18 protein-coding genes are annotated in these 18,954 nt (G+C 52.6%); 17 read left to right on the top strand and 1 reads right to left on the bottom strand.

Annotated features, from left to right (window positions below; all coding sequences use genetic code 11):
- Positions 1-69: 69 nt before the first annotated feature.
- The gene (locus C1A10_RS15410; protein ID WP_101911094.1) at positions 70-642 is read right to left on the bottom strand and encodes a manganese efflux pump MntP; all 573 of its coding nucleotides are present in this window, start codon (positions 640-642) and stop codon (positions 70-72) included.
- Positions 643-986: 344 nt separating this feature from the next.
- On the opposite strand from C1A10_RS15410, the gene C1A10_RS15415 reads away from it, so the two are divergent.
- From C1A10_RS15415 to asnS, 17 genes are all read left to right on the top strand, one after another.
- The gene (locus tag C1A10_RS15415) at positions 987-2,696 is read left to right on the top strand and encodes a phospho-sugar mutase (RefSeq protein WP_101911095.1); all 1,710 of its coding nucleotides are present in this window, start codon (positions 987-989) and stop codon (positions 2,694-2,696) included.
- Between the two features lie 101 nt (positions 2,697-2,797).
- The gene (gene rpmE, locus C1A10_RS15420; protein WP_101911096.1) at positions 2,798-3,001 is read left to right on the top strand and encodes a 50S ribosomal protein L31; all 204 of its coding nucleotides are present in this window, start codon (positions 2,798-2,800) and stop codon (positions 2,999-3,001) included.
- 81 nt (positions 3,002-3,082) lie between these two features.
- Complete coding sequence (locus C1A10_RS15425) at positions 3,083-3,271, top strand: hypothetical protein (protein ID WP_180951172.1); 189 nt, start codon at positions 3,083-3,085, stop codon at positions 3,269-3,271.
- A complete protein-coding gene (locus C1A10_RS15430; protein WP_101911098.1) occupies positions 3,268-4,146 on the top strand; it encodes an RluA family pseudouridine synthase in 879 nt (292 codons plus the stop codon). The genes C1A10_RS15425 and C1A10_RS15430 overlap by 4 nt, the downstream gene beginning before the upstream one ends.
- A gap of 141 nt (positions 4,147-4,287) precedes the next feature.
- A complete protein-coding gene (locus C1A10_RS15435; RefSeq protein ID WP_101911099.1) occupies positions 4,288-5,142 on the top strand; it encodes an ABC transporter substrate-binding protein in 855 nt (284 codons plus the stop codon).
- A 294-nt stretch (positions 5,143-5,436) separates the two neighbouring features.
- Positions 5,437-6,285, top strand: coding sequence for an ABC transporter substrate-binding protein (locus tag C1A10_RS15445; protein ID WP_101911101.1), 849 nt, complete (start codon positions 5,437-5,439; stop codon positions 6,283-6,285).
- A gap of 40 nt (positions 6,286-6,325) precedes the next feature.
- Positions 6,326-7,024, top strand: coding sequence for an amino acid ABC transporter permease (locus tag C1A10_RS15450; protein WP_101911102.1), 699 nt, complete (start codon positions 6,326-6,328; stop codon positions 7,022-7,024).
- Positions 7,011-7,733 (top strand): amino acid ABC transporter ATP-binding protein, encoded by a 723-nt coding sequence (locus C1A10_RS15455; RefSeq protein ID WP_101911103.1) that lies wholly within the window; start codon positions 7,011-7,013, stop codon positions 7,731-7,733. Before C1A10_RS15450 ends, C1A10_RS15455 begins: the two co-directional genes overlap by 14 nt.
- A 72-nt stretch (positions 7,734-7,805) precedes the next feature.
- Positions 7,806-8,579, top strand: a complete 774-nt coding sequence (locus C1A10_RS15460; protein WP_101911104.1) for a TIGR00282 family metallophosphoesterase — start codon at positions 7,806-7,808, stop codon at positions 8,577-8,579.
- Positions 8,580-8,779: 200 nt separating this feature from the next.
- Positions 8,780-10,309, top strand: a complete 1,530-nt coding sequence (locus tag C1A10_RS15465) for an ABC transporter substrate-binding protein (protein WP_101911105.1) — start codon at positions 8,780-8,782, stop codon at positions 10,307-10,309.
- Positions 10,310-10,364: 55 nt separating this feature from the next.
- Positions 10,365-10,712 (top strand): Asp23/Gls24 family envelope stress response protein, encoded by a 348-nt coding sequence (locus tag C1A10_RS15470; protein ID WP_242968987.1) that lies wholly within the window; start codon positions 10,365-10,367, stop codon positions 10,710-10,712.
- Between the two features lie 34 nt (positions 10,713-10,746).
- Positions 10,747-12,405 (top strand): DAK2 domain-containing protein, encoded by a 1,659-nt coding sequence (locus C1A10_RS15475; protein WP_101911107.1) that lies wholly within the window; start codon positions 10,747-10,749, stop codon positions 12,403-12,405.
- Positions 12,406-12,427: 22 nt separating this feature from the next.
- Complete coding sequence (locus C1A10_RS15480; protein WP_101911108.1) at positions 12,428-13,006, top strand: biotin transporter BioY; 579 nt, start codon at positions 12,428-12,430, stop codon at positions 13,004-13,006.
- A 279-nt stretch (positions 13,007-13,285) separates the two neighbouring features.
- Entirely contained in the window at positions 13,286-15,925 is a 2,640-nt protein-coding gene (gene alaS, locus C1A10_RS15485) for an alanine--tRNA ligase (protein WP_101911109.1), read from the top strand.
- A 44-nt stretch (positions 15,926-15,969) separates the two neighbouring features.
- Complete coding sequence (locus tag C1A10_RS15490) at positions 15,970-16,311, top strand: histidine triad nucleotide-binding protein (RefSeq protein ID WP_101911110.1); 342 nt, start codon at positions 15,970-15,972, stop codon at positions 16,309-16,311.
- A gap of 71 nt (positions 16,312-16,382) precedes the next feature.
- Complete coding sequence (locus C1A10_RS15495; RefSeq protein WP_101911111.1) at positions 16,383-17,258, top strand: metallophosphoesterase; 876 nt, start codon at positions 16,383-16,385, stop codon at positions 17,256-17,258.
- 56 nt (positions 17,259-17,314) lie between these two features.
- Positions 17,315-18,709 carry an asparagine--tRNA ligase gene (gene asnS / locus C1A10_RS15500; protein ID WP_101911112.1) on the top strand — a complete coding sequence of 465 codons (1,395 nt, stop codon included), beginning with the start codon at positions 17,315-17,317 and terminating at the stop codon, positions 18,707-18,709.
- Positions 18,710-18,954: the final 245 nt, after the last annotated feature.

The raw sequence follows: 18,954 nt of genomic DNA on the forward strand, positions 1-18,954 counted from the left end.
TTGTGATATGGGAAAATTATACTGCAATCGTTTGAAAAATGCAATTCGGGCTTCTTACAGTTGGCTTTATCAAAGGCCAAAGGTGTGCTCAATGAAAATTTTGAGCCCGATTGCAACAAGAATGATGCCGCCCAAAACCTCCGCGCGCTTCCCAAGCACCAGGCCAAACCGATGCCCGAGGAAAGCCCCGACAAGACAGCATAGAAACGTGATGACGCCGACAAAAGCGGCTGCCTGAAGGATCGCGACCTGCATGACCGCAAAACCGATGCCGACGGCAAGCGCGTCAATGCTTGTGGCGACTGCCTGCAAAAACAGCACGCGGAAGGTAAAACATCGCTGGGCCGGACAGGAATCGGGACGCCGGAGTTCCAAAATACCGTCATAAATCATCTTACCGCCGATGGCGCCTAACAGAATCAATGCAATCCAATGGTCGAGGAAGCTGATTGCATTGCTGAAAGTACGGCCTGCAAAATAGCCGATCATCGGCATCAGCATCTGAAACAAGCCGAATGAAAACGCGGCCGCGAAGATTTGTTTGATGCCGAAGTTGCGAAAGCACATCCCGTTGGAAACGGATACGGCGAAAGCATCCATCGAAAGCCCCAATGCGATCAGAAAAAGTGTAGCGGTGCCCAATAAAATTCCTCCTGCCCAGCTGCCGGAAAGCAGCTATCTAACATTATGTCCTGTATTCATATGAAAAGACCCATGAATACCCAAAAAGGGCATCCATGGGTCTTGTTCTTTCAGACAGGCCAGACCATTCGGTCATCGTGTTGACATGCCACGCAAAGATGCGCAAACTACTCCCCCACGCATATTGTTTTATATTATAACATAGATTATCATAGACTGCAAGCCTGTCCCCACGGTTTTTACGGATTTTTTATGCGCTGCCGATATGATTGACTTTGACCGGCCAAAACGCTATCATGGAGATAAGAAACAGGATCAGTTTTCAATACAGGAGGGTGCATGTAATGGATACAAAAGCACTTTTTGAACGGTGGTTGAACACCTCTATGGACGACCCCGACCTTACCGATGAACTTAACGCGGTCAGAGGCAGGGAAGACGAGATTTTTGACCGCTTTTACCGTGATCTGGAATTCGGAACCGCCGGGCTGCGCGGAGTGATCGGCGCGGGTACAAATCGCATGAATATCTATACCATCCGCCGCGCGACACAGGGGCTTGCCGATTACCTCAATGGAAAAAACAGCCGGCCGTCGGTTGCGATTTCCTACGATAGCCGGATCAAATCGGATGTATTTTCAAAAGAAGCCGCAAATGTTTTAGCGGCAAATGGAATTCAGGTCTTTTTATATAAGGAACTGATGCCGGTGCCCGCGCTTTCCTTCGCGACCCGCGAACTGCATTGCGACGCCGGAATTATGGTGACTGCTTCCCATAACCCTGCGAAATACAACGGCTATAAGGTATATGGCGGGGACGGCTGCCAAATGACGGAAACAGCCGCGGATGCCGTTCTTGCACAGATCAATCAGCTGGATATTTTTGAGGATGTCCGCCGTTCGGATTTTGATCAGGCGGTCCGGAACGGGAAAATCGAATGGATTTCAGAGGCCCTGATTGATCGCTTTATCGCCGCGGTTCTGGCCCAGCAGGTCAATCCCGGTGTTTGCGCCGGCGCAGGGTTAAAACTGGTCTATTCTCCGCTCAATGGCGCGGGGAATAAGCCTGTCCGCCGGGTACTGAAAGAAATTGGCGTAACGGATATTACAGTGGTTCCCGAGCAGGAATATCCGGACGGGCATTTCCCGACCTGCCCGTTCCCGAACCCTGAAATTAAGGAGGCGCTCGCTAAGGGCCTGGAACTTTCCCAAAAAATCGGCGCGGACCTGCTGCTTGCCACCGACCCGGACTGTGATCGAGTCGGAATTGCGGTCAAAGCCAGGAAAGAGTATCGGCTTCTGACCGGAAATCAGGTCGGGGCGCTGCTGATGGATTACATCTGCGCAAACCGCATTGCAAAAGGAACGATGCCGAAAGACCCGGTTGCCGTCAAGACGATTGTTTCGACGAAACTGGTTGACGCCATTGGAAAGGGATACGGAGTTGAAGTACGCAATGTGCTGACCGGCTTCAAATATATCGGCGAACAGATTGCCGAGATGGAATCGCAGGGGCATCCGGAGCGCTTTATTTTCGGATTTGAGGAAAGCTATGGCTATCTGGCCGGTACGCATGTCCGCGACAAGGACGCCGTGGTAGGCTCGATGCTGATTGTCGAGATGGCGTCCTGGTATAAAACGAAGGGCATGAGCCTTGTTGACGCGCTGAACGCGCTGTACAGGAAATTTGGCCTTTACTGCGAGAGCGTTGCAAACTTCCAGTTTGAGGGCGCGCAGGGGATGAAACTGATGGCTGACATGATGGACAGCCTGCGCGAAAACCCGCCCAAAACAATCGCGGGCTGCGAAGTGGTCAGTGTGAGCGACTACAAAAAGTCAATGACCGTTACCAAAGAGGGGACAGCGCAGATTCATCTTCCGAAATCCAATGTGCTGGAGTATCACCTCGATAACGGCTGCGGCGCGATTGTCCGCCCGTCCGGTACAGAGCCCAAAATCAAGCTGTATCTTTCCGTGATCGGCAGCGATATGGACGAAATCAATGACCGCGCGGCCAAAATCGGCGCGGATGTTCAAAAAAGGCTCGGAGTTTGACAGAATTTCAGAAAAAGCTTGCTTTTACGAATGAACTGTGCTAAAATTCAAATGTTACATTTATGGTATCTAGTATCGATGCCAGAGAGAGGTGAAACGAAATGAAACAGGGAATTCATCCGGACTACAAAGAAACGACAATCACCTGCGCCTGCGGTGAAGTGATTCATACCCGTTCTACAAAAGAGAATATCCGCGTTGAAATCTGCTCCAAATGCCATCCCTTCTTCACCGGCCGTCAGAAGCTGGTTGACTCGGGCGGCCGTGTCGACAGATTCAAAAAGCGGTTTGGAATGGATAAGTAATCTTTGCAGACACATAACGCAGCCGCAAATGCGGCTGCGTTTTTGCGTATCATCTCATATACAGGAAAGGCGGAAAAAATGATGCAAAAGAGCACTCTGATTCTTACTGCGATGGTTTGTTTTTTGAGCGGGATCATTCTCGGGTTTTTAATGGCGCCGGCGAAAAAAGGAATCTACTGCGGCAACAATAACGGCAATGTCTATGGAACCGGGAAAGAGTCTGAAGAAGACTGTAAAGATGTCTGCTCAGAGGATGACCTGCCGTTTTGAGACGGCTGGATTATCTTGTGCCGCCTGCTTATGACGGGCGCAAAGTGCTTCACTTTCTGCGGGGAGGCGCGGGATGTTCCTATACGCTTGTGCGGTCGCTCAAGGTGTTTCCCGACGGGATTTTGCTCAATGGCGTTCGTGTCCGCACAATCGACCCGGTGCATACGGGGGATATTGTTTCAATTACCCTGCATGACCGGAAGAATGAATCTTTATACAGTGACATACACGTGCCCATCCTCTATGAAGACGAAGATCTGATGGTTTATAACAAACCTGCCGGGATGGCATGCCACCAGGTCAAGCAAAAACAGCAGGGAACGCTGGCGAATGTGTTTGCGGTCCACTGTGCGGAGCAGGGAAAATCAATGCCCTGCCGCATCCTTAACCGTCTGGACAAGGATACCACGGGCGCGGTGTTGATTGCGAAAAATGCTTTTGCAGCCGCGGCTCTGACCGGGCATGTGGACAAGCTGTACCTTGCGGCTGTTTCAGGCGGGCTGACGCCGCCGGACGGCTTGATTGACGTGCCGATTGGCCAGCCGGACCGCACCGACCCGCGCCGGTGTGTCTGTGAAGGCGGCCAACGCGCTGTTACCCAATACGAAACAGCGGCTTGCGGCAGTGGCTATTCACTTGTTCGCTGCATCCTGCATACGGGGCGCACCCATCAGATACGGGTTCATATGAGTTATATGGGCCATCCGCTTTTAGGCGACCGGCTGTACGGCGGCGATTATGGGCGTATTGAACGGCAGGCGCTTCATTGCGTCAGCTTGTCGTTTATGCATCCTGTTACCGAAAAACGAATGAAAATTCAGGCTGTTCTTCCTCAAGATATGCAAAAGTTAACGCATAATTGTGTAAAAAGATAGTAAAAGCGTATAAATATTAGTGTGTGCGAATATTTTTTCATTTCAAGGGTTGCTTTTATCCAGTATTTATGTATAATCATACTTATTAGTTGCATGTTAATTTGCGTGTATGACTTTATGTAAGATCATGGAGGAAGAAATATGAAAAAATTATTGGCTTTGTCTTTGGCGCTTCTTATGACAGCATCACTTGCGGCCTGCGGCAGTAAGGCTGAAACCGCTCCGTCCTCATCCGCCGCTTCGAGTGAAGCGGCATCCAGCGAGGCGGCATCTTCGGAGGCTCCGGATGCGACTTCTGAAACCCCTAATATTGACCGCATCAAGGCGGCCGGCAAAATTGTCATGTGCACCAACCTTGCGTTCCCGCCGTTTGAATATGTCGGCGCTGACGGAAAGGCCGCGGGCGTTGACATTGACATTTCGCAGGCGATTGCAGACGATCTTGGCGTGCAGCTTGAAGTTGTGGATATGAACTTCGACCTGCTGATTGATTCCGTAAAAGCGGGCAAAGCGGATTTCTCCGCCGCAGGCATGACCATTAAGCCGGAACGTCTCGAGCAGATTGATTTTTCCGATGAATATGTGAAATCTGCACAGTATATCATCATTAAAAAGGACAGCGGCGTCACCGCCGATAAACTGGACGGACTGACCATTGCGGTGCAGGAATCCACGACCGGTGACTTCTATGCGACCGATGAAATCAAAGCAAAAGAGGTTTTGCGCTTTAAGAGCGGAATCGAAGCGGGCGCCGCCCTCTCGGCCGGAAAATGCGATGCGGTGATCATCGATAAACTCCCCGCCGAAAGCATTGCGGCCAACAGCAACGGAGTGCTTGAGGTCCTTCCGGATTCCCTGACTGAAGAAAGCTATGCGATCGCAGTGAAAAAAGATTCCCCCGACCTGCTCGCGGAAATCAACAAGGTCCTGAAGAAACTGGTTGATGAAGGCAAAGTTGACGAGCTCGTCACAAAGCATATGACAGAAGCAAAATAAGAAATGAAAACAGCGGCGGAAACGAAGGTTTCCGCCGCTGTTTTGCGTTATGCTCCTTTATAAAAACGATCTGATTTGTATAATCTTGCAGCGTTACCCTTGCATTTGGCGGATAACTGTGTATAATATTGTATGTTACGAATTCAATGTCCTGACATTTTTTGTTGTGTTGGAAATCATTGAAAGTGTAAATTGCTTTCAAATGATGGACCGCTTTTTCCGGCTTATCTATGCTGTGAAAGGCGGAATAGACATTCCCTATGTGTTTACGGGAAAAAGGAGAAAGAAAAAAGAATGAAAAAAATCGTTGCAATCATGACGGCGTGTGTGTTGGCGCTGTCTATGGCTGCCTGCGGCAGCAAAAACCCTGACCAGAATGCGTCATCCGAAGCGTCTTCCGCCGCTGTTTCCGAATCTTCCGGCGCTGAGGCATCCGCGGCTTCCGGTGAAGCGGGCGGTCTTGACACAATTAAAGCGAACGGCAAACTTGTGATGCTGACAAACGCGACGTTCCCTCCGTTTGAGTATATTGGCGATGACGGAAGCGTGGCCGGTGTCGACCCCGATGTCGCGGCAGAAATCGCAAAAGACCTCGGTGTTGAGCTGGAAATCCTGGATATGAATTTTGATCTGCTGATTGAAGCGGTGAAATCCGGCAAAGGCGATTTTGCGGCGGCCGGCATGACCATTACTCCCGAGCGTCAGGAACAGGTGGATTTCTCCAAAGAGTATGTGAAATCCGCGCAGTATCTGATTGTTCAGAAGGGAAGCAGTATAACGAAGGATACGCTGGACGGCACCACCATTGCGGTGCAGGAATCCACAACCGGCGATTTTTATGCTTCCGACGAGGTGCAGGCGAAAGAGGTCATGCGCTTTAAAGGTGCAACCGAAACCGGCGCGGCTTTGATTGCCGGAAAGTGCGACGCTGTCATTCTGGATAAACTTCCGGCTGAAGCGATTGTTGCCAACAGCAACGGCAAACTGGAACTTCTTCCCGACCCGCTTACAGAGGAAAGTTATGCGTTTGCAGTGAAAAAAGGCAATGCGGAGCTGCTGGATGCCATCAACGCGACTTTGCAGCGCCTGATGGATGAAGGCAAAATTGACGAACTTGTAACCGAACATGCGAACGCGGCGTAAAAACCGGCTTCAAAACACCACCGAAAGCAGGCGATGACAAATGGCGGCATTTTTGCAGCAACATTACAACAATCTTTATATTGCTCTATTGGCGGAGGACAGGTGGAAACAGTATGTCGAAGGCCTGGGGCGCACCTTGCTGATTGCCGCCTGCGCTACGCTGATTGGTATTTTGATCGGTATGATCATTGCTGTTGTCAAGGTGTCGGCGGCGGGCAACCGCAAGCTTCGTTTTCTGGAAATACTGTGCGACCTCTATCTGACGGTCATCCGCGGAACTCCGGTGGTGGTGCAGCTTCTTATCTTGTATACCGCGGTGTTCACCTCCATGACCAACGGGACGCCCGTCGCGATCATTGGATTTGGACTCAACTCCGGCGCCTATGTGGCGGAAATTTTCCGATCGGGCATCATGTCTATCCCTCACGGGCAGACCGAGGCGGGGCGCTCTCTGGGCCTCACCAGCTGGATGACAATGCGTCTCATTGTTCTGCCGCAGGCTGTTAAAAATATCCTCCCGGCCCTTTTCAATGAATTTATAACCCTGCTGAAAGAAACCTCTGTCGCCGGTATGATCGCGGTACGTGACCTGACCAAGGTGGCTGATGGGATCAAAGGCAGGGCGTTTATCAGCGAACCGCTGTTTGTTGCGGCGCTCATCTATCTGGTGCTGGTCATTGCAATGACGCAGGTGCAGAAGAGACTGGAAAGGAGGCTGGGCAAAGGTGATCGACGTTAAGAATCTGCAAAAATCCTTTCATGGGAATTTAGTACTCAAAGGAATTACCGAGACCATTGAAAAAGGAGAAAAGGTCGTTGTCATCGGGCCTTCCGGTTCCGGGAAGTCCACGTTCCTTCGCTGCCTCAACCTTCTGGAAGTTCCTACCGGCGGAGAAATCTGGTTTGAAGGCGTGAATATTACCGACAAGAAATGCAATATCAATCAGCTCCGCCAAAAAATGGGGATGGTATTCCAGTCGTTCAACCTGTTCGGGCACCTGTCCGTTCAGGAAAATATCACCCTTGCCCCTGTCCGGCTCAGGCTGATGACGCAGGAGCAGGCGGATGCCAAGGCAAAGCAGCTTTTGGAGCGTATTGGGCTGGTGGACAAGGCAAGCAGCTATCCTTCCCAGCTTTCGGGCGGTCAGCAGCAGCGGATTGCCATTGTCCGCGCTCTTGCGATGAATCCGGACGTTATGCTGTTCGATGAGCCGACTTCCGCACTTGACCCCGAAATGGTCGGGGAAGTGCTCGAACTGATGAAGCAGCTGGCGGCGGAAGGCATGACCATGGTGGTGGTTACCCATGAAATGGGATTTGCCCGCGAGGTTGCCACCCGCGTCCTGTTTATGGACGGAGGGCAGATTCTGGAGCAAAATACCCCGAAAGAATTCTTTTCAAGTCCGAAAAATCCGCGGTTGCAGGATTTTCTGTCGAAGGTCTTATAATTTCGGAAAAAGTATGATAGAATAAAGGGCGCACTTCTGTGCGCCCTTTATGATTAGATGGTGGTGAACCGGTTGAAGCTTTTATTTTTTGGAGACGTGGTAGGCCAGTCGGGTTGTGAAAAGCTGCGCAGTGAGCTGCCCCGGCTGAAAAAGGATCTGGGTGCGGGGATTGTCATTGCGAACGGTGAAAATTCCGCGGAAGGGAATGGGATTACCCCTCACAGTGCCCGTTACCTGTTTGACAGCGGTGTCGATGTGATTACGACAGGGAACCATTCCCTGCGCCGGCGCGAGATTTATGAGGTTCTTGAGGAACAAAAGGGAGTTATCCGCCCCGCCAATTATCATCCGGAAGCGCCCGGCTCCGGCATCTATTTTTATGACCATCCGGCTTTTCCGCTCTGTGTCATCAACCTTCAGGGAAAAGTGTATATGGAGGGGACTTACCAAAATCCATTTGCCTGCGCGGATGAACTGCTGGCAACCATCAAGTGCCCCAATATTCTGGTTGACTTCCATGCGGAGGCAACCGCGGAAAAACTCGCGCTGGGACATTATCTGGATGGGCGTGTGTCCGCTGTGATCGGTACGCATACCCATGTGCAGACGGCCGATGAGAGGCTTCTTCCGAAAGGGACCGCCTACATAACGGATGTGGGAATGTGCGGCGGTCGGGATTCGGTTCTGGGTGTGGAAAAAGACAAGGCAATTGAACGGATGCGCACAAATCTGCCGTGCCGTTTTTCCAATGATCCGGAAAACATTGAACTGAATGGGGTTTTGCTGGAGTTCGGCAAATCGGGTGGAAAGGTCGTCGCAGTGACACGAATCCGTACAGGACAATAAAAGGCGGGATCAAAATCCCGTCTTTTTACTGCCTGCCGAATCATTTGTTCATATTCTTTCGTTGAATTCACACTTTGAATGGGGTATAATAACCGCAACGCGGTTTATAATGCTGCGGATATGGTATCATAGCCGCAAAGTGGTTATGATACCGATGATAGCCATCATAAACAAATCATTGATAATGCTGGAGATTCAGGATGAAACGCAAACTTTGTGCGCTGGTATTGGCTTTTTCGGCAGCTTTTTCGGGCTGCAGCTCTGTAAATATTGATGACCAGCAATTTGATATTCTTCAGCCGGTTGTTTCTTCCGAGCCCGAGTCTGAAAAGCCGTCCGTACAGCCCATCCATGAAGTAAAACTGGGATATACGGCAGGCGATTCCCTCAATCCTTACCGGATGACGACTCAGATCAACCGGGAACTGGTTCCGCTGCTCTATGACAGCCTGATGCGCCCCGACAAAACTTACCGCCCTGAAAACCAGCTGGCAACGGAAGTTTTGGTCGAGGGAGCTGTCTGTGTGGTGAAATTCCGGAAGGATGCCAAATTTTCCGATGGTACGATGCTCACGGGCGCGGATATTGTCTATTCCATCAATACGGCGGCTTCTTCCGATACCAATTGGAAAACGACCCTGCAAAATGTAGCGTCGGCATCGGTGAATGCGGACGGCGATGTGGTCATTCAATTAAAACAGCCTGACCTGGATTTTCCCGCGCTGCTGTCTTTCCCGATCATTAAAGACGGCACTAAGGACATGGATTATCCGATCGGAATCAGTAAATATTTTGTGGGGGGCGCGTGGCTGAACGGCGTGACACTCACCGCCAACCCGCTTTATTATCAGGCGGGAGGCAATATCCAGAAAATCACACTGGTCAGCATGGCAGATCCGGACGCGCAGCAGTTCAGCCTGAAAAGCGGAGATATCGACATGGTCTATTCGGACCTCAGCGGCTCCGAAACAGCAGCCATGTCCACCTCGAATATTCCAGTGACGCTCAACCGGCTGGTTTATATCGGGCTCAACGGCAACCACGGCCTGCTTCAGAAAGCGGAATTCCGGAAAGCGCTGTCTACCGCGCTTAACCGCGATGAACTGGTTGCCAAAGCATATGTGACGCGCGCGCGGGCTTCCATGTATCCGTTTAATCCGGAGTTTTACAGGCTGGATGGGATGGAGCTTTCCGCCCCCAGAAATCTGACGGAGGCAGACGCGCTTTTGGACGGGATTGGGCTGACGGAGAGGGACGGAAACGGATTCCGCACACTCTATCAGTCGCCGGTGACGCTGACGCTGCTGGTAAACAGCGACAATGCCTGCCGCAATGCCGCGGCTTCTCTGATTACGGAACAGCTGTCGCAGATCGGCATCCGGGTGATCGTATCCGCCCAGTCGTTTTCCCAGTACGAACAGTCCATCGCGTCCGGGAATTATGACCTTTATCTTGGGGAAGTCCGGCTGATGGATAATATGGACTTTTCGCTGCTTCTGAACGGCGGCAGCCTTGGCTACGCCGTCCCATACAGTCAGGAGGTAGCCGATTTATATAAGCTGTATAAAGAAACAGGCGCCGGTATCCAGTCGCTCTGCGATACATTTTATAACCAGTCGCCATTCATTCCGGTGGCGTTCCGGCAGGGAGTGATCTCGTTTAACCGTGAATTTCAGGCGGAAATAGTTGCAACCGAACAGGATATTTTTTATAATATAATGGAATGGTAGAAATGACTGCGCTTCATACAGTTCGTGATATAAGGAGGTTTTTGTTTTGATCAGCGTGGAAAACCAATATGGAACCATAGAAATTTCGCAGGAATATTTTGCAAAGCTGGTTGGCAAGGCGGCATCCGAATGCTTTGGTGTCGCGGGCATGGTGAATTCGCCGGCTCAGGGAATCCGCGCTGCCGTTTCGGGCAGGGACGCCATCGACAAAGGTGTGCGGGTGCGCACTTCCGGCGGTGGATTAGTGATCGACCTGCATATCGTAGTGGTTTACGGCATGAATATCTCTGTGATTGTGAAAAGTATTGTGAATAAGGTGCGCTATACGGTGGAACAATCCACCAACCTTGATGTCGCAAAGGTGAACGTGTTTGTGGATTCCATGAAGACGGAAAACGAATAGAGGACAAAACTGTAAGTATGGGGGTCAAAACATCGTGATAACAGGTAAAATGCTCAAGGATGCATTTATTTCCGGAGCTAACAATATAACCAACCAACGCCAGCGCGTGGACGCGCTGAATGTGTTTCCTGTTCCGGACGGCGATACCGGAACGAACATGTCTATGTCAGCTTCCGCGGCAAAGCGGGAGCTGATGCGCGTCCCGGACGATGCACCCGTTTCCCGGGCTGCTGATGTCTGCGCCGCCGCACTGCTTCGCGGCGCGCGCGGCAATTCCGGGGTCATTCTTTCTCTGCTGTTCCGCGGCTTTTCCCGCGGGCTGAAAAATCTGGAGGAGGCGGGCGCCGAGCACCTGGTAATTGCTCTGGAAAACGGAGTGGATTCCGCCTATAAAGCGGTGATGAAGCCCACGGAGGGAACGATCCTCACCGTTGCGCGTGTCGCCGCGGAAACGGCGAGGGAAGCGCTCAATGCTTCCATGTCCCCGCAGGAAATCTGGTCTGTTATCGTTGATGCCGCGCAAAAAGCGCTGAATGAGACCCCCGAAATGCTGCCCGTTTTGAAAAAAGCCGGTGTTGTGGATGCCGGCGGACAGGGACTTCTGGTGATTTTTGAAGGGATGAAGCGGGTTTTCGACGGAAAAGACGCAGTCCTCCTCGATGAGGAAGAATCCAAACAGTCCTCCTCGATCTATCCGGACCGCAACGCGGCCGGGGAATATGAGGGCGAGATCACCTTTACCTATTGCACCGAGTTTATTATCCTGAAAAAGGAAACAGAAGCGGACCCCCAGCCGCTGCGCACCTACCTGGAATCGATCGGCGACTGTGTGGTGGTCGTGGATGACGATGAAATTATCAAATGCCATGTGCATACAGACAATCCCGGGAATGCCCTCCAAAAAGCGTTGGAATACGGTATGCTGACCAATATGAAAATTGAGAATATGCGTGAACAGCACGCGAACCAGAAAGCCAGCGTGGTGGAGCCTGTCACCGATCAGGCTTTTGCCTATGCCATGGTGGACCCGTCCCGCACGTTCGGGTTCGTGGCGGTCGCGGCCGGCAACGGGGTTCAGCAGTTGTTTCACGATCTGGGTGTTGACAACATCGTCAGCGGCGGCCAAACCATGAATCCGTCCACCGATGACATCCTTTCCGCTGTGCACGCGACCCCCGCAAAGACGGTCTTTGTGCTGCCGAATAATAAGAACATCATCATGGCGGCGGAGCAGGCGGCTAAGCTGGCCGACCGCAATGTGGTTGTGCTGCCTACCCGCACGATTCCGCAGGGCCTTGCCGCAATGCTGGTATTTGATCATGACGCCGATGCGACGGAAAATATGATTGCGATGCAGAAAGCGTTTGAGCGTGTGGGGACCGGCCAGATTACCTATGCCGCCCGTGACAGCGAATTTGACGGGCATAAAATCAAAGAGGGTGAATTGCTGGCTCTTGAAAACGGCAAAATAGCGTTTACAGAGCGCGATCTGTCAAAAGCGGTTATCAGACTTACAAAATTGCTGGCACGTAAGGACAGCAGCTTCATCACCCTGCTTTACGGTGAGGATGTCTCCAGCGAAACTGCCGAGGAAATCCGGAAGGCGGTTGCTGCGAAACTGCCGGAGAACGTGGAAGTTGCTCTGATTAACGGCGGTCAGCCTGTCTATTATTTTATGATTTCTGTTGAATAACCCAACGATAAGAAGGGAAACCATGCTCCAATCTAAAACCGGACAGCTTGTTGCTGCGGCAATTATGACGCTGCTTTCAGCTGTCCTGGCACAATTATCTAAAAATTTGCCGGTCACCCCGGTTCCGCTTTCAGCCGTTCTGGCGGCGGTCTTTCTGGCGGGGGCTGTACTGAATCGTAAGTCCGCGCTGCTTTCCCAGGCGGTTTATGTGGCGCTCGGGCTTTTGGGAGCACCGGTGTTTCCGGGGCTTACCGGGGGGATTCATGCCCTTGCGGGCCCGACGGGCGGGTTCCTGATCTCCTATCCCCTTGTTGCGGTGCTTGTTGCCTGTATGACGGAAAAATGGGGAAGAGGATTCTTCAAATATGTCCTCTTTATGGCGCTTTCGCTGCCCGTCTGTTATGTGATCGGCACAGCGCAGTTGCTGACAATCACCAGAGCGGGCTTGCAGAACGGGCTGGATATGGCGGTTAAGCCGTTCCTGCTGCCTGATTTGGCTATGTGCGCGGCTGCCGCGGCCGTCGCGGCTGCGGCGGACCGCGTGTTCGGCAGGATAGCCGCTTCGAAAGGCGCGAAAAGAGTTGACAACCGGCCGGCGTAAGTATATACTACTAAAAGATATGGCGTTGATGGGGAAAATTGCTGAAACACAGCACAGAGAGGCGCATACCGGTGAGAGTGTGCCAAAAAACGCAAAAGCCGCCCCTGAGCTTCCGGTGAAGAGCCGGACGTGGTGTGAGCGTTAATCCTTTCGAGTGGCGCAATTTACTGCGCAATTTGGGTGGTACCACGGAATGTGTCATGTACGCTTTTCGTCCCAATTTTTTTGGGATGGAAGGCTTTTTTTATTTTTGTATCATTTAAAGGAGCGATCAATTAGATGGAATGGACAGGACTTAACGAACTGCGTGAAAAGTTCCTCAGCTTTTATGAGAGTAAGGAGCACCTTCGCCTTCCGAGTTTTCCTCTGGTTCCGCATAACGATGCCAGCCTGCTGCTGATCAATTCCGGTATGGCGCCGATGAAAAAGTGGTTTCTCGGTCTGGAAACCCCGCCGAGAAAGCGTGTGACAACCTGTCAGAAGTGCATCCGCACCCCTGACATTGAAAATGTCGGCAAGACTGCGCGCCACGGAACCTATTTCGAAATGCTCGGCAACTTTTCGTTCGGTGATTATTTTAAGCATGAGGCCACCGCATGGGCGTGGGAATTTATCACCAAGGTGCTGGAGCTGCCGGTAGACCGCCTGTGGGTATCCGTCTATGAGGACGACGACGAAGCGGTCGAAATCTGGACGAAGGAAGTCGGCGTCGACCCCACGCACATTGTGCGGATGGGTAAGGAGGACAACTTCTGGGAAATCGGCTCCGGCCCCTGCGGCCCCTGCTCCGAAATCTATTTTGACCGCGGCGAGAAATACGGATGCGGAAGCCCCACCTGCGGCGTGGGATGCGACTGCGACCGCTATATTGAGTTCTGGAACCTTGTGTTCTCCCAGTTCAATGGCGATGGGGAAGGCAACTATGAGCGTATGGCGCATCCGAATATTGACACCGGAATGGGCCTTGAGCGCCTTGCCTGCATTATGCAGGACGTGGACAACCTGTTTGAAGTGGATACGGTGCAGAACATCATGCGCCACATTTCTAAAATCGCGGGCGTTGCCTACCATGATGACGTCAAAAAGGACGTCTCCCTGCGCGTCATTACCGACCACATCCGCTCCACCACCTTCATGGTCGGGGACGGCATTCTGCCGCAGAATGAAGGCAGGGGCTATGTCCTGCGCCGTTTGCTGCGCCGTGCCGCCCGCCATGGGCGTCTGCTCGGCATCAACGAGCCGTTCCTCTATAAAGTCTGCGAAACCGTGATTCAGGAGAACGCGGCCGCGTATCCAAATCTCGTTGAAAATAAGGATTATATCATTAAAGTCATCAAAGTCGAAGAGGAACGCTTTGCACGTACGATTGACCAGGGGCTTGGGCTGCTGAACGCCATGATTGAGAAAATTGAGGGGCAGGACGGGCAGAAAGTCATGAGCGGCGCGGACGCGTTTAAGCTCTACGATACGTTCGGCTTCCCGGTGGACCTCATCCGTGAAATTCTGGAAGAGCATAAGATCGTGCTGGATGAACAGGAATTTACGAACTATATGAACGAGCAGAAGCGGCGCGCCCGTGAAGCGCGTGCCGCAATGGGCGACTTGGGATGGAAAGAGGATGTCCTCTCCGACATCAAGGAAAAAGGACGCTTTGTGGGGTATACGGATTCCGAAGCCGAAGCAAAAATTGTGGCAATCGTAAAGGATAATCAGCGGGTGGATATGCTGGCCGACGGCGAGATGGGCGAAGTTGTGCTCGATCGCACCCCGTTTTACGCGGAAAGCGGCGGTCAGGCCGGTGACGCCGGTACGATCACCGCGGGAGGAAGCGCTTTTGCGGTCTACGACTGCAAAAAGTCCCAGACCGGTCATTTTGTCCATGTCGGCGAGCTGACGGTTGGTACGCTCAGCGTGGGCGACATCGTCACGGCGGCAATCAATACCGACCGCCGCCGCGATATCATGCGCAACCATACCTCCTGCCATCTGCTTCAGGCGGCGCTGCGAACAGTGCTTGGCGAACATGTCCATCAGGCGGGCGCGTTTTATGACGACAGCATCTGCCGCTTCGATTTTAGCCATTTCAGTGCGGTGACGGCTGAAGAGCTGGAAAAGGTCGAGGAGCTTGTTAACCGCATGATTCTGTCCGCGATTGACGTCTCCGTCCACGAAATGCCGATTGAGGAAGCCAAGAAGCTCGGTGCGATGGCGCTGTTCGGTGAGAAATACGGCGACACTGTTCGCGTATGCAACGTTGAGGGCGAATCCATTGAATTCTGCGGCGGAACCCATCTGGATAATACCGCCAAGGTCGGCCTGTTTAAAATTGTGAAAGAGTCCTCGGTTGCGGCGGGTGTACGCCGTATTGAGGCTGTGACAGGCAAAAACGTACTCCGCTATCTGCGTGAGCAGGAAGCGCTGATGAACGAGACCGCCGTCGCGCTGAAAGTCGGAAATCCCTTGGAGCTGCCCGCGAAGGCGGCCTCCATGACCGGAGAATTGAAAGAATTGCAGCACGCGCTGGAAGCTGCGGAAAATAAGCTGGCGGAGAGCCGGATGAGCGGTATGTTTGAAAACGCGCGGGAAGTGAACGGCGTGAAGGTCGCCTCCCTCGCTGTCGGCGGCGTGAAACCGGAAGCCCTGCGCTTTATGGGCGACCGCGCGAAGGACAGCCATCCCGACTCCGTCTGTGTCTTCACCGCCGCCGGCGACGGAAAAACGTCGATTCTCGTTTCCTGCGGAAAAGAAGCGGTTGCCAAAGGCGCACATGCAGGAAAGATCGTAAAAGAGCTGACCGCGCTTTGCGGCGGAAGTGGCGGCGGACGTCCGGACAATGCGATGGGCGGCTGCACCGAACCGGCGAAACTGGGCGGCGCGCTGGCAAAGCTGCCGGAAATCGTTGCAAATTATGTGAAATAGACAGGGAAACCTGCCGGATATTTTTGTGGAAAGGGGGAAATAACATGGAGGACTGCCTTTTCTGTAAAATTGCTGCCGGAGAGATTCCGAGCAAGAAGATCTACGAGGACGACAGGGTGGTGGCATTTTACGACATTGACCCGCAGGCCCCGGTTCACTTTCTGGTAATCCCGCGCGAGCATATTTCCGGCGCGGACAGGATCACCGAGGAGAACAGCGCGATTGTGGGCCATATCTTCGCCGTCATTGCGAAGATTACCAAAGACCTTGGCTGCGGCGATGATTTCCGCGTGGTGAATAACTGCGGGGAACTGGCCGGGCAGACGGTAAAGCATCTGCATTTCCATGTGCTCGCGAAACGCAGCCTGGCGTGGCCTCCCGGCTGACCGGATTCCCAAGGCGGCACGCCGATGCGGTGTGCCGCCTTTCTGCATTTTAAACAGGCAAGGAGAACCCTATGACGATTAAAAAACCGGTGCTGGCGGCATCCGGGATTGCCGTGCTGGCGGCTTTTTCCTACTGGCAGAATAATGGAATTCAAACATCCCGGTTTACTGTGGAAAGCGAAAAGGTGCCGCCCGCTTTCGAGGGCTTTCGGATTGCCCAGATTTCCGACCTCCATGATAAAACCTTCGGATATCAACAGAAGCGCCTGATCAACGCGCTGTGCGCCACCGCCCCCGACCTGATTGTCATTACAGGGGATCTGTGCGACTGCAAAGCCGACGTTGCCCTGTCGGTTGTTCGGGGCGCTGTGGAGCTTGCGCCGGTCTGCTATGTCCCGGGAAATCATGAGGCGCGCTCAAGGGTTTACCACAGGTTGCGCAGGGAGCTTCGCAGTCTGGGTGTGATTCTGCTGGACGGAAGAAAACTGGTGATTCACAAAAACGGGGACCGCCTTTGCATTTATGGCGCGCTCGACCCGGCATTTTACCGCAAGCGCACACTCAAGCGCGATACACCCGAATGTGTTGCGAAATTCGCGGACGTGCTGGGGCAGGCAGCCTGCCGAATCAGTCCGCTGGATTTCAATATTCTGCTGTCCCACCGTCCGGAGCAGTTTGACTGTTACGTCCGGAATGGGTTTGACTTGGTGTTCTGCGGACATGCGCACGGCGGCCAGTTCCGGTTCCCCGGGATTCCGGGGCTATATGCGCCGGAACAGGGAATTTTCCCCTGTTATACCGCCGGGCTTTACCGGCAGGGAGCCTGCACCATGGCGGTCAGCCGCGGGCTTGGCCCGAGCACGTTTCCCCAGCGGCTCGGGAACCGGCCGGAGCTGGTCTGTGTTACTTTAAAAAGCCGCCGGCCAAATTTTCGTGGAAATTTTTGACTGAAAGTGGTATAGTGGAAAAGACGATACGATTTCTTGATAAAGGTGGTCGTGATGTGAAAAGGATCGAACTCAAAAAGCTGTTTGCCGCGGTTGAGGATTACACGGGTGCGCCGGTAACCGTATGCGGCTGGGTAAAGACAATCAGGGATTCCAAATCGATCGGATTTATAGAACTCAATGACGGATCTTCCTTTCGCAATCTGCAGGTTGTGCTGGAACAGTCCAAACTGGAGAATTTTTCGGAAGTCGTGAAGCTGAACGTCGGCAGCGCGATTGTGGTTCGCGGCGATATTGTGTTGACACCCGACGCGAAACAGCCGTTTGAAGTGCATGCACTTTCGGTGGAGATTGAGGGGATTTCACCTCCCGACTATCCGCTCCAGAAAAAACGCCATTCCCTGGAGTTTTTGCGCTCCATCGCCCATCTGCGCCCCCGTACCAATACCTTTGCGGCTGTATTCCGTGTCCGTTCGGTCGCCGCGTTCGCGATTCACCGGTTTTTCAATGAGCGGGGATTTGTTTACGCGCACACGCCGCTGATTACGGGCAGCGACTGCGAGGGCGCCGGAGAAATGTTCCGGGTGACCACGCTGGACCCCAAGGCACCGCCGCTGAATGAAGGCGGCTCTGTGGACTATACACAGGATTTCTTCGGGAAGGCCACCAGCCTGACGGTATCGGGGCAGCTGGAAGCCGAATGCATGGCATTGGCGTTCGGCAGCGTTTATACGTTCGGGCCCACCTTCCGCGCTGAAAATTCCAATACCGCCCGCCACGCGGCCGAATTTTGGATGATCGAGCCGGAAATCGCCTTTGCCGATCTGGAAGACGATATGCAGCTCGCGCAGGACATGGTCAAGTATGTGCTGTCCTATGTGCTGGAACAGTGCCCGCAGGAAATGGAGTTTTTCAATAACTTCTATGACAAGGGCCTGATCGAGCGCCTGAATCATATTATTGATTCTGATTTCGGCCATGTCACCTACACCCAGGCGGTTGAACTGCTGGAAAAAGTAAAAGACAGGTTCCAATACCCGGTTTACTGGGGCTGCGACCTGCAGACGGAGCATGAACGGTATCTGACCGAGGAAATCATGAAAAAGCCTGTTTTTGTGACCGATTATCCGAAAGAGATCAAAGCGTTTTACATGCGTATGAATGATGACAACAAAACAGTTGCAGCGGTGGACCTGCTGGTTCCCGGCATTGGGGAGATCATCGGCGGAAGCCAGCGCGAGGAGCGTTTGGATAAGCTGCTTGCGCGTATGAAAGAACTGGGGCTGAAAGAGGAAGATTATAGCTGGTATCTCGATCTGCGCCGGTTTGGCGGGGCAAAGCACGCGGGGTTCGGTCTCGGATTTGAACGCCTGATTATGTATATCACCGGAATTTCCAACATCCGCGATGTGCTGCCGTTCCCGAGGACGACCGGTTCGGCGGAATATTAATTGATTTAAACAAGCCATTAGAAAAAACAGGAACAGCCTGTCCGCGGGCATGTTCCTGTTTTTTCTGTACTATCCAGATAAAAAGTACTTTCCGTTTTGGCTTTTTTTTCGTATCACTTGATGAATTTTGCAAGTTTAAAAAATTCATCTTGCAAAATGGAAGTTTATCGTATAATATAAGTAAGGTGGAAACGGGCACAGGCCAACAGGTTTCCGTAGAATGTGTTGTGAAATTTACAGGGCGG

It is taken from the genome of Marasmitruncus massiliensis (assembly GCF_900186535.1).
Lineage (GTDB): Bacteria > Bacillota > Clostridia > Oscillospirales > Ruminococcaceae > Anaerotruncus > Anaerotruncus massiliensis_A.

Excerpts from the sequence above, each read along its gene's own strand:
- C1A10_RS15495 (WP_101911111.1), top strand. The coding sequence starts at position 16,383 with ATGACGATTAAAAAACCGGTGCTGGCGGCATCCGGGATTGCCGTGCTG.
- C1A10_RS15415 (WP_101911095.1), top strand. The coding sequence starts at position 987 with ATGGATACAAAAGCACTTTTTGAACGGTGGTTGAACACCTCTATGGAC.
- C1A10_RS15445 (WP_101911101.1), top strand. The coding sequence starts at position 5,437 with ATGAAAAAAATCGTTGCAATCATGACGGCGTGTGTGTTGGCGCTGTCT.
- alaS (WP_101911109.1), top strand. The coding sequence starts at position 13,286 with ATGGAATGGACAGGACTTAACGAACTGCGTGAAAAGTTCCTCAGCTTT.
- C1A10_RS15435 (WP_101911099.1), top strand. The coding sequence starts at position 4,288 with ATGAAAAAATTATTGGCTTTGTCTTTGGCGCTTCTTATGACAGCATCA.
- C1A10_RS15490 (WP_101911110.1), top strand. The coding sequence starts at position 15,970 with ATGGAGGACTGCCTTTTCTGTAAAATTGCTGCCGGAGAGATTCCGAGC.
- C1A10_RS15480 (WP_101911108.1), top strand. The coding sequence starts at position 12,428 with ATGCTCCAATCTAAAACCGGACAGCTTGTTGCTGCGGCAATTATGACG.
- C1A10_RS15425 (WP_180951172.1), top strand. The coding sequence starts at position 3,083 with ATGCAAAAGAGCACTCTGATTCTTACTGCGATGGTTTGTTTTTTGAGC.
- rpmE (WP_101911096.1), top strand. The coding sequence starts at position 2,798 with ATGAAACAGGGAATTCATCCGGACTACAAAGAAACGACAATCACCTGC.
- C1A10_RS15450 (WP_101911102.1), top strand. The coding sequence starts at position 6,326 with ATGGCGGCATTTTTGCAGCAACATTACAACAATCTTTATATTGCTCTA.
- C1A10_RS15465 (WP_101911105.1), top strand. The coding sequence starts at position 8,780 with ATGAAACGCAAACTTTGTGCGCTGGTATTGGCTTTTTCGGCAGCTTTT.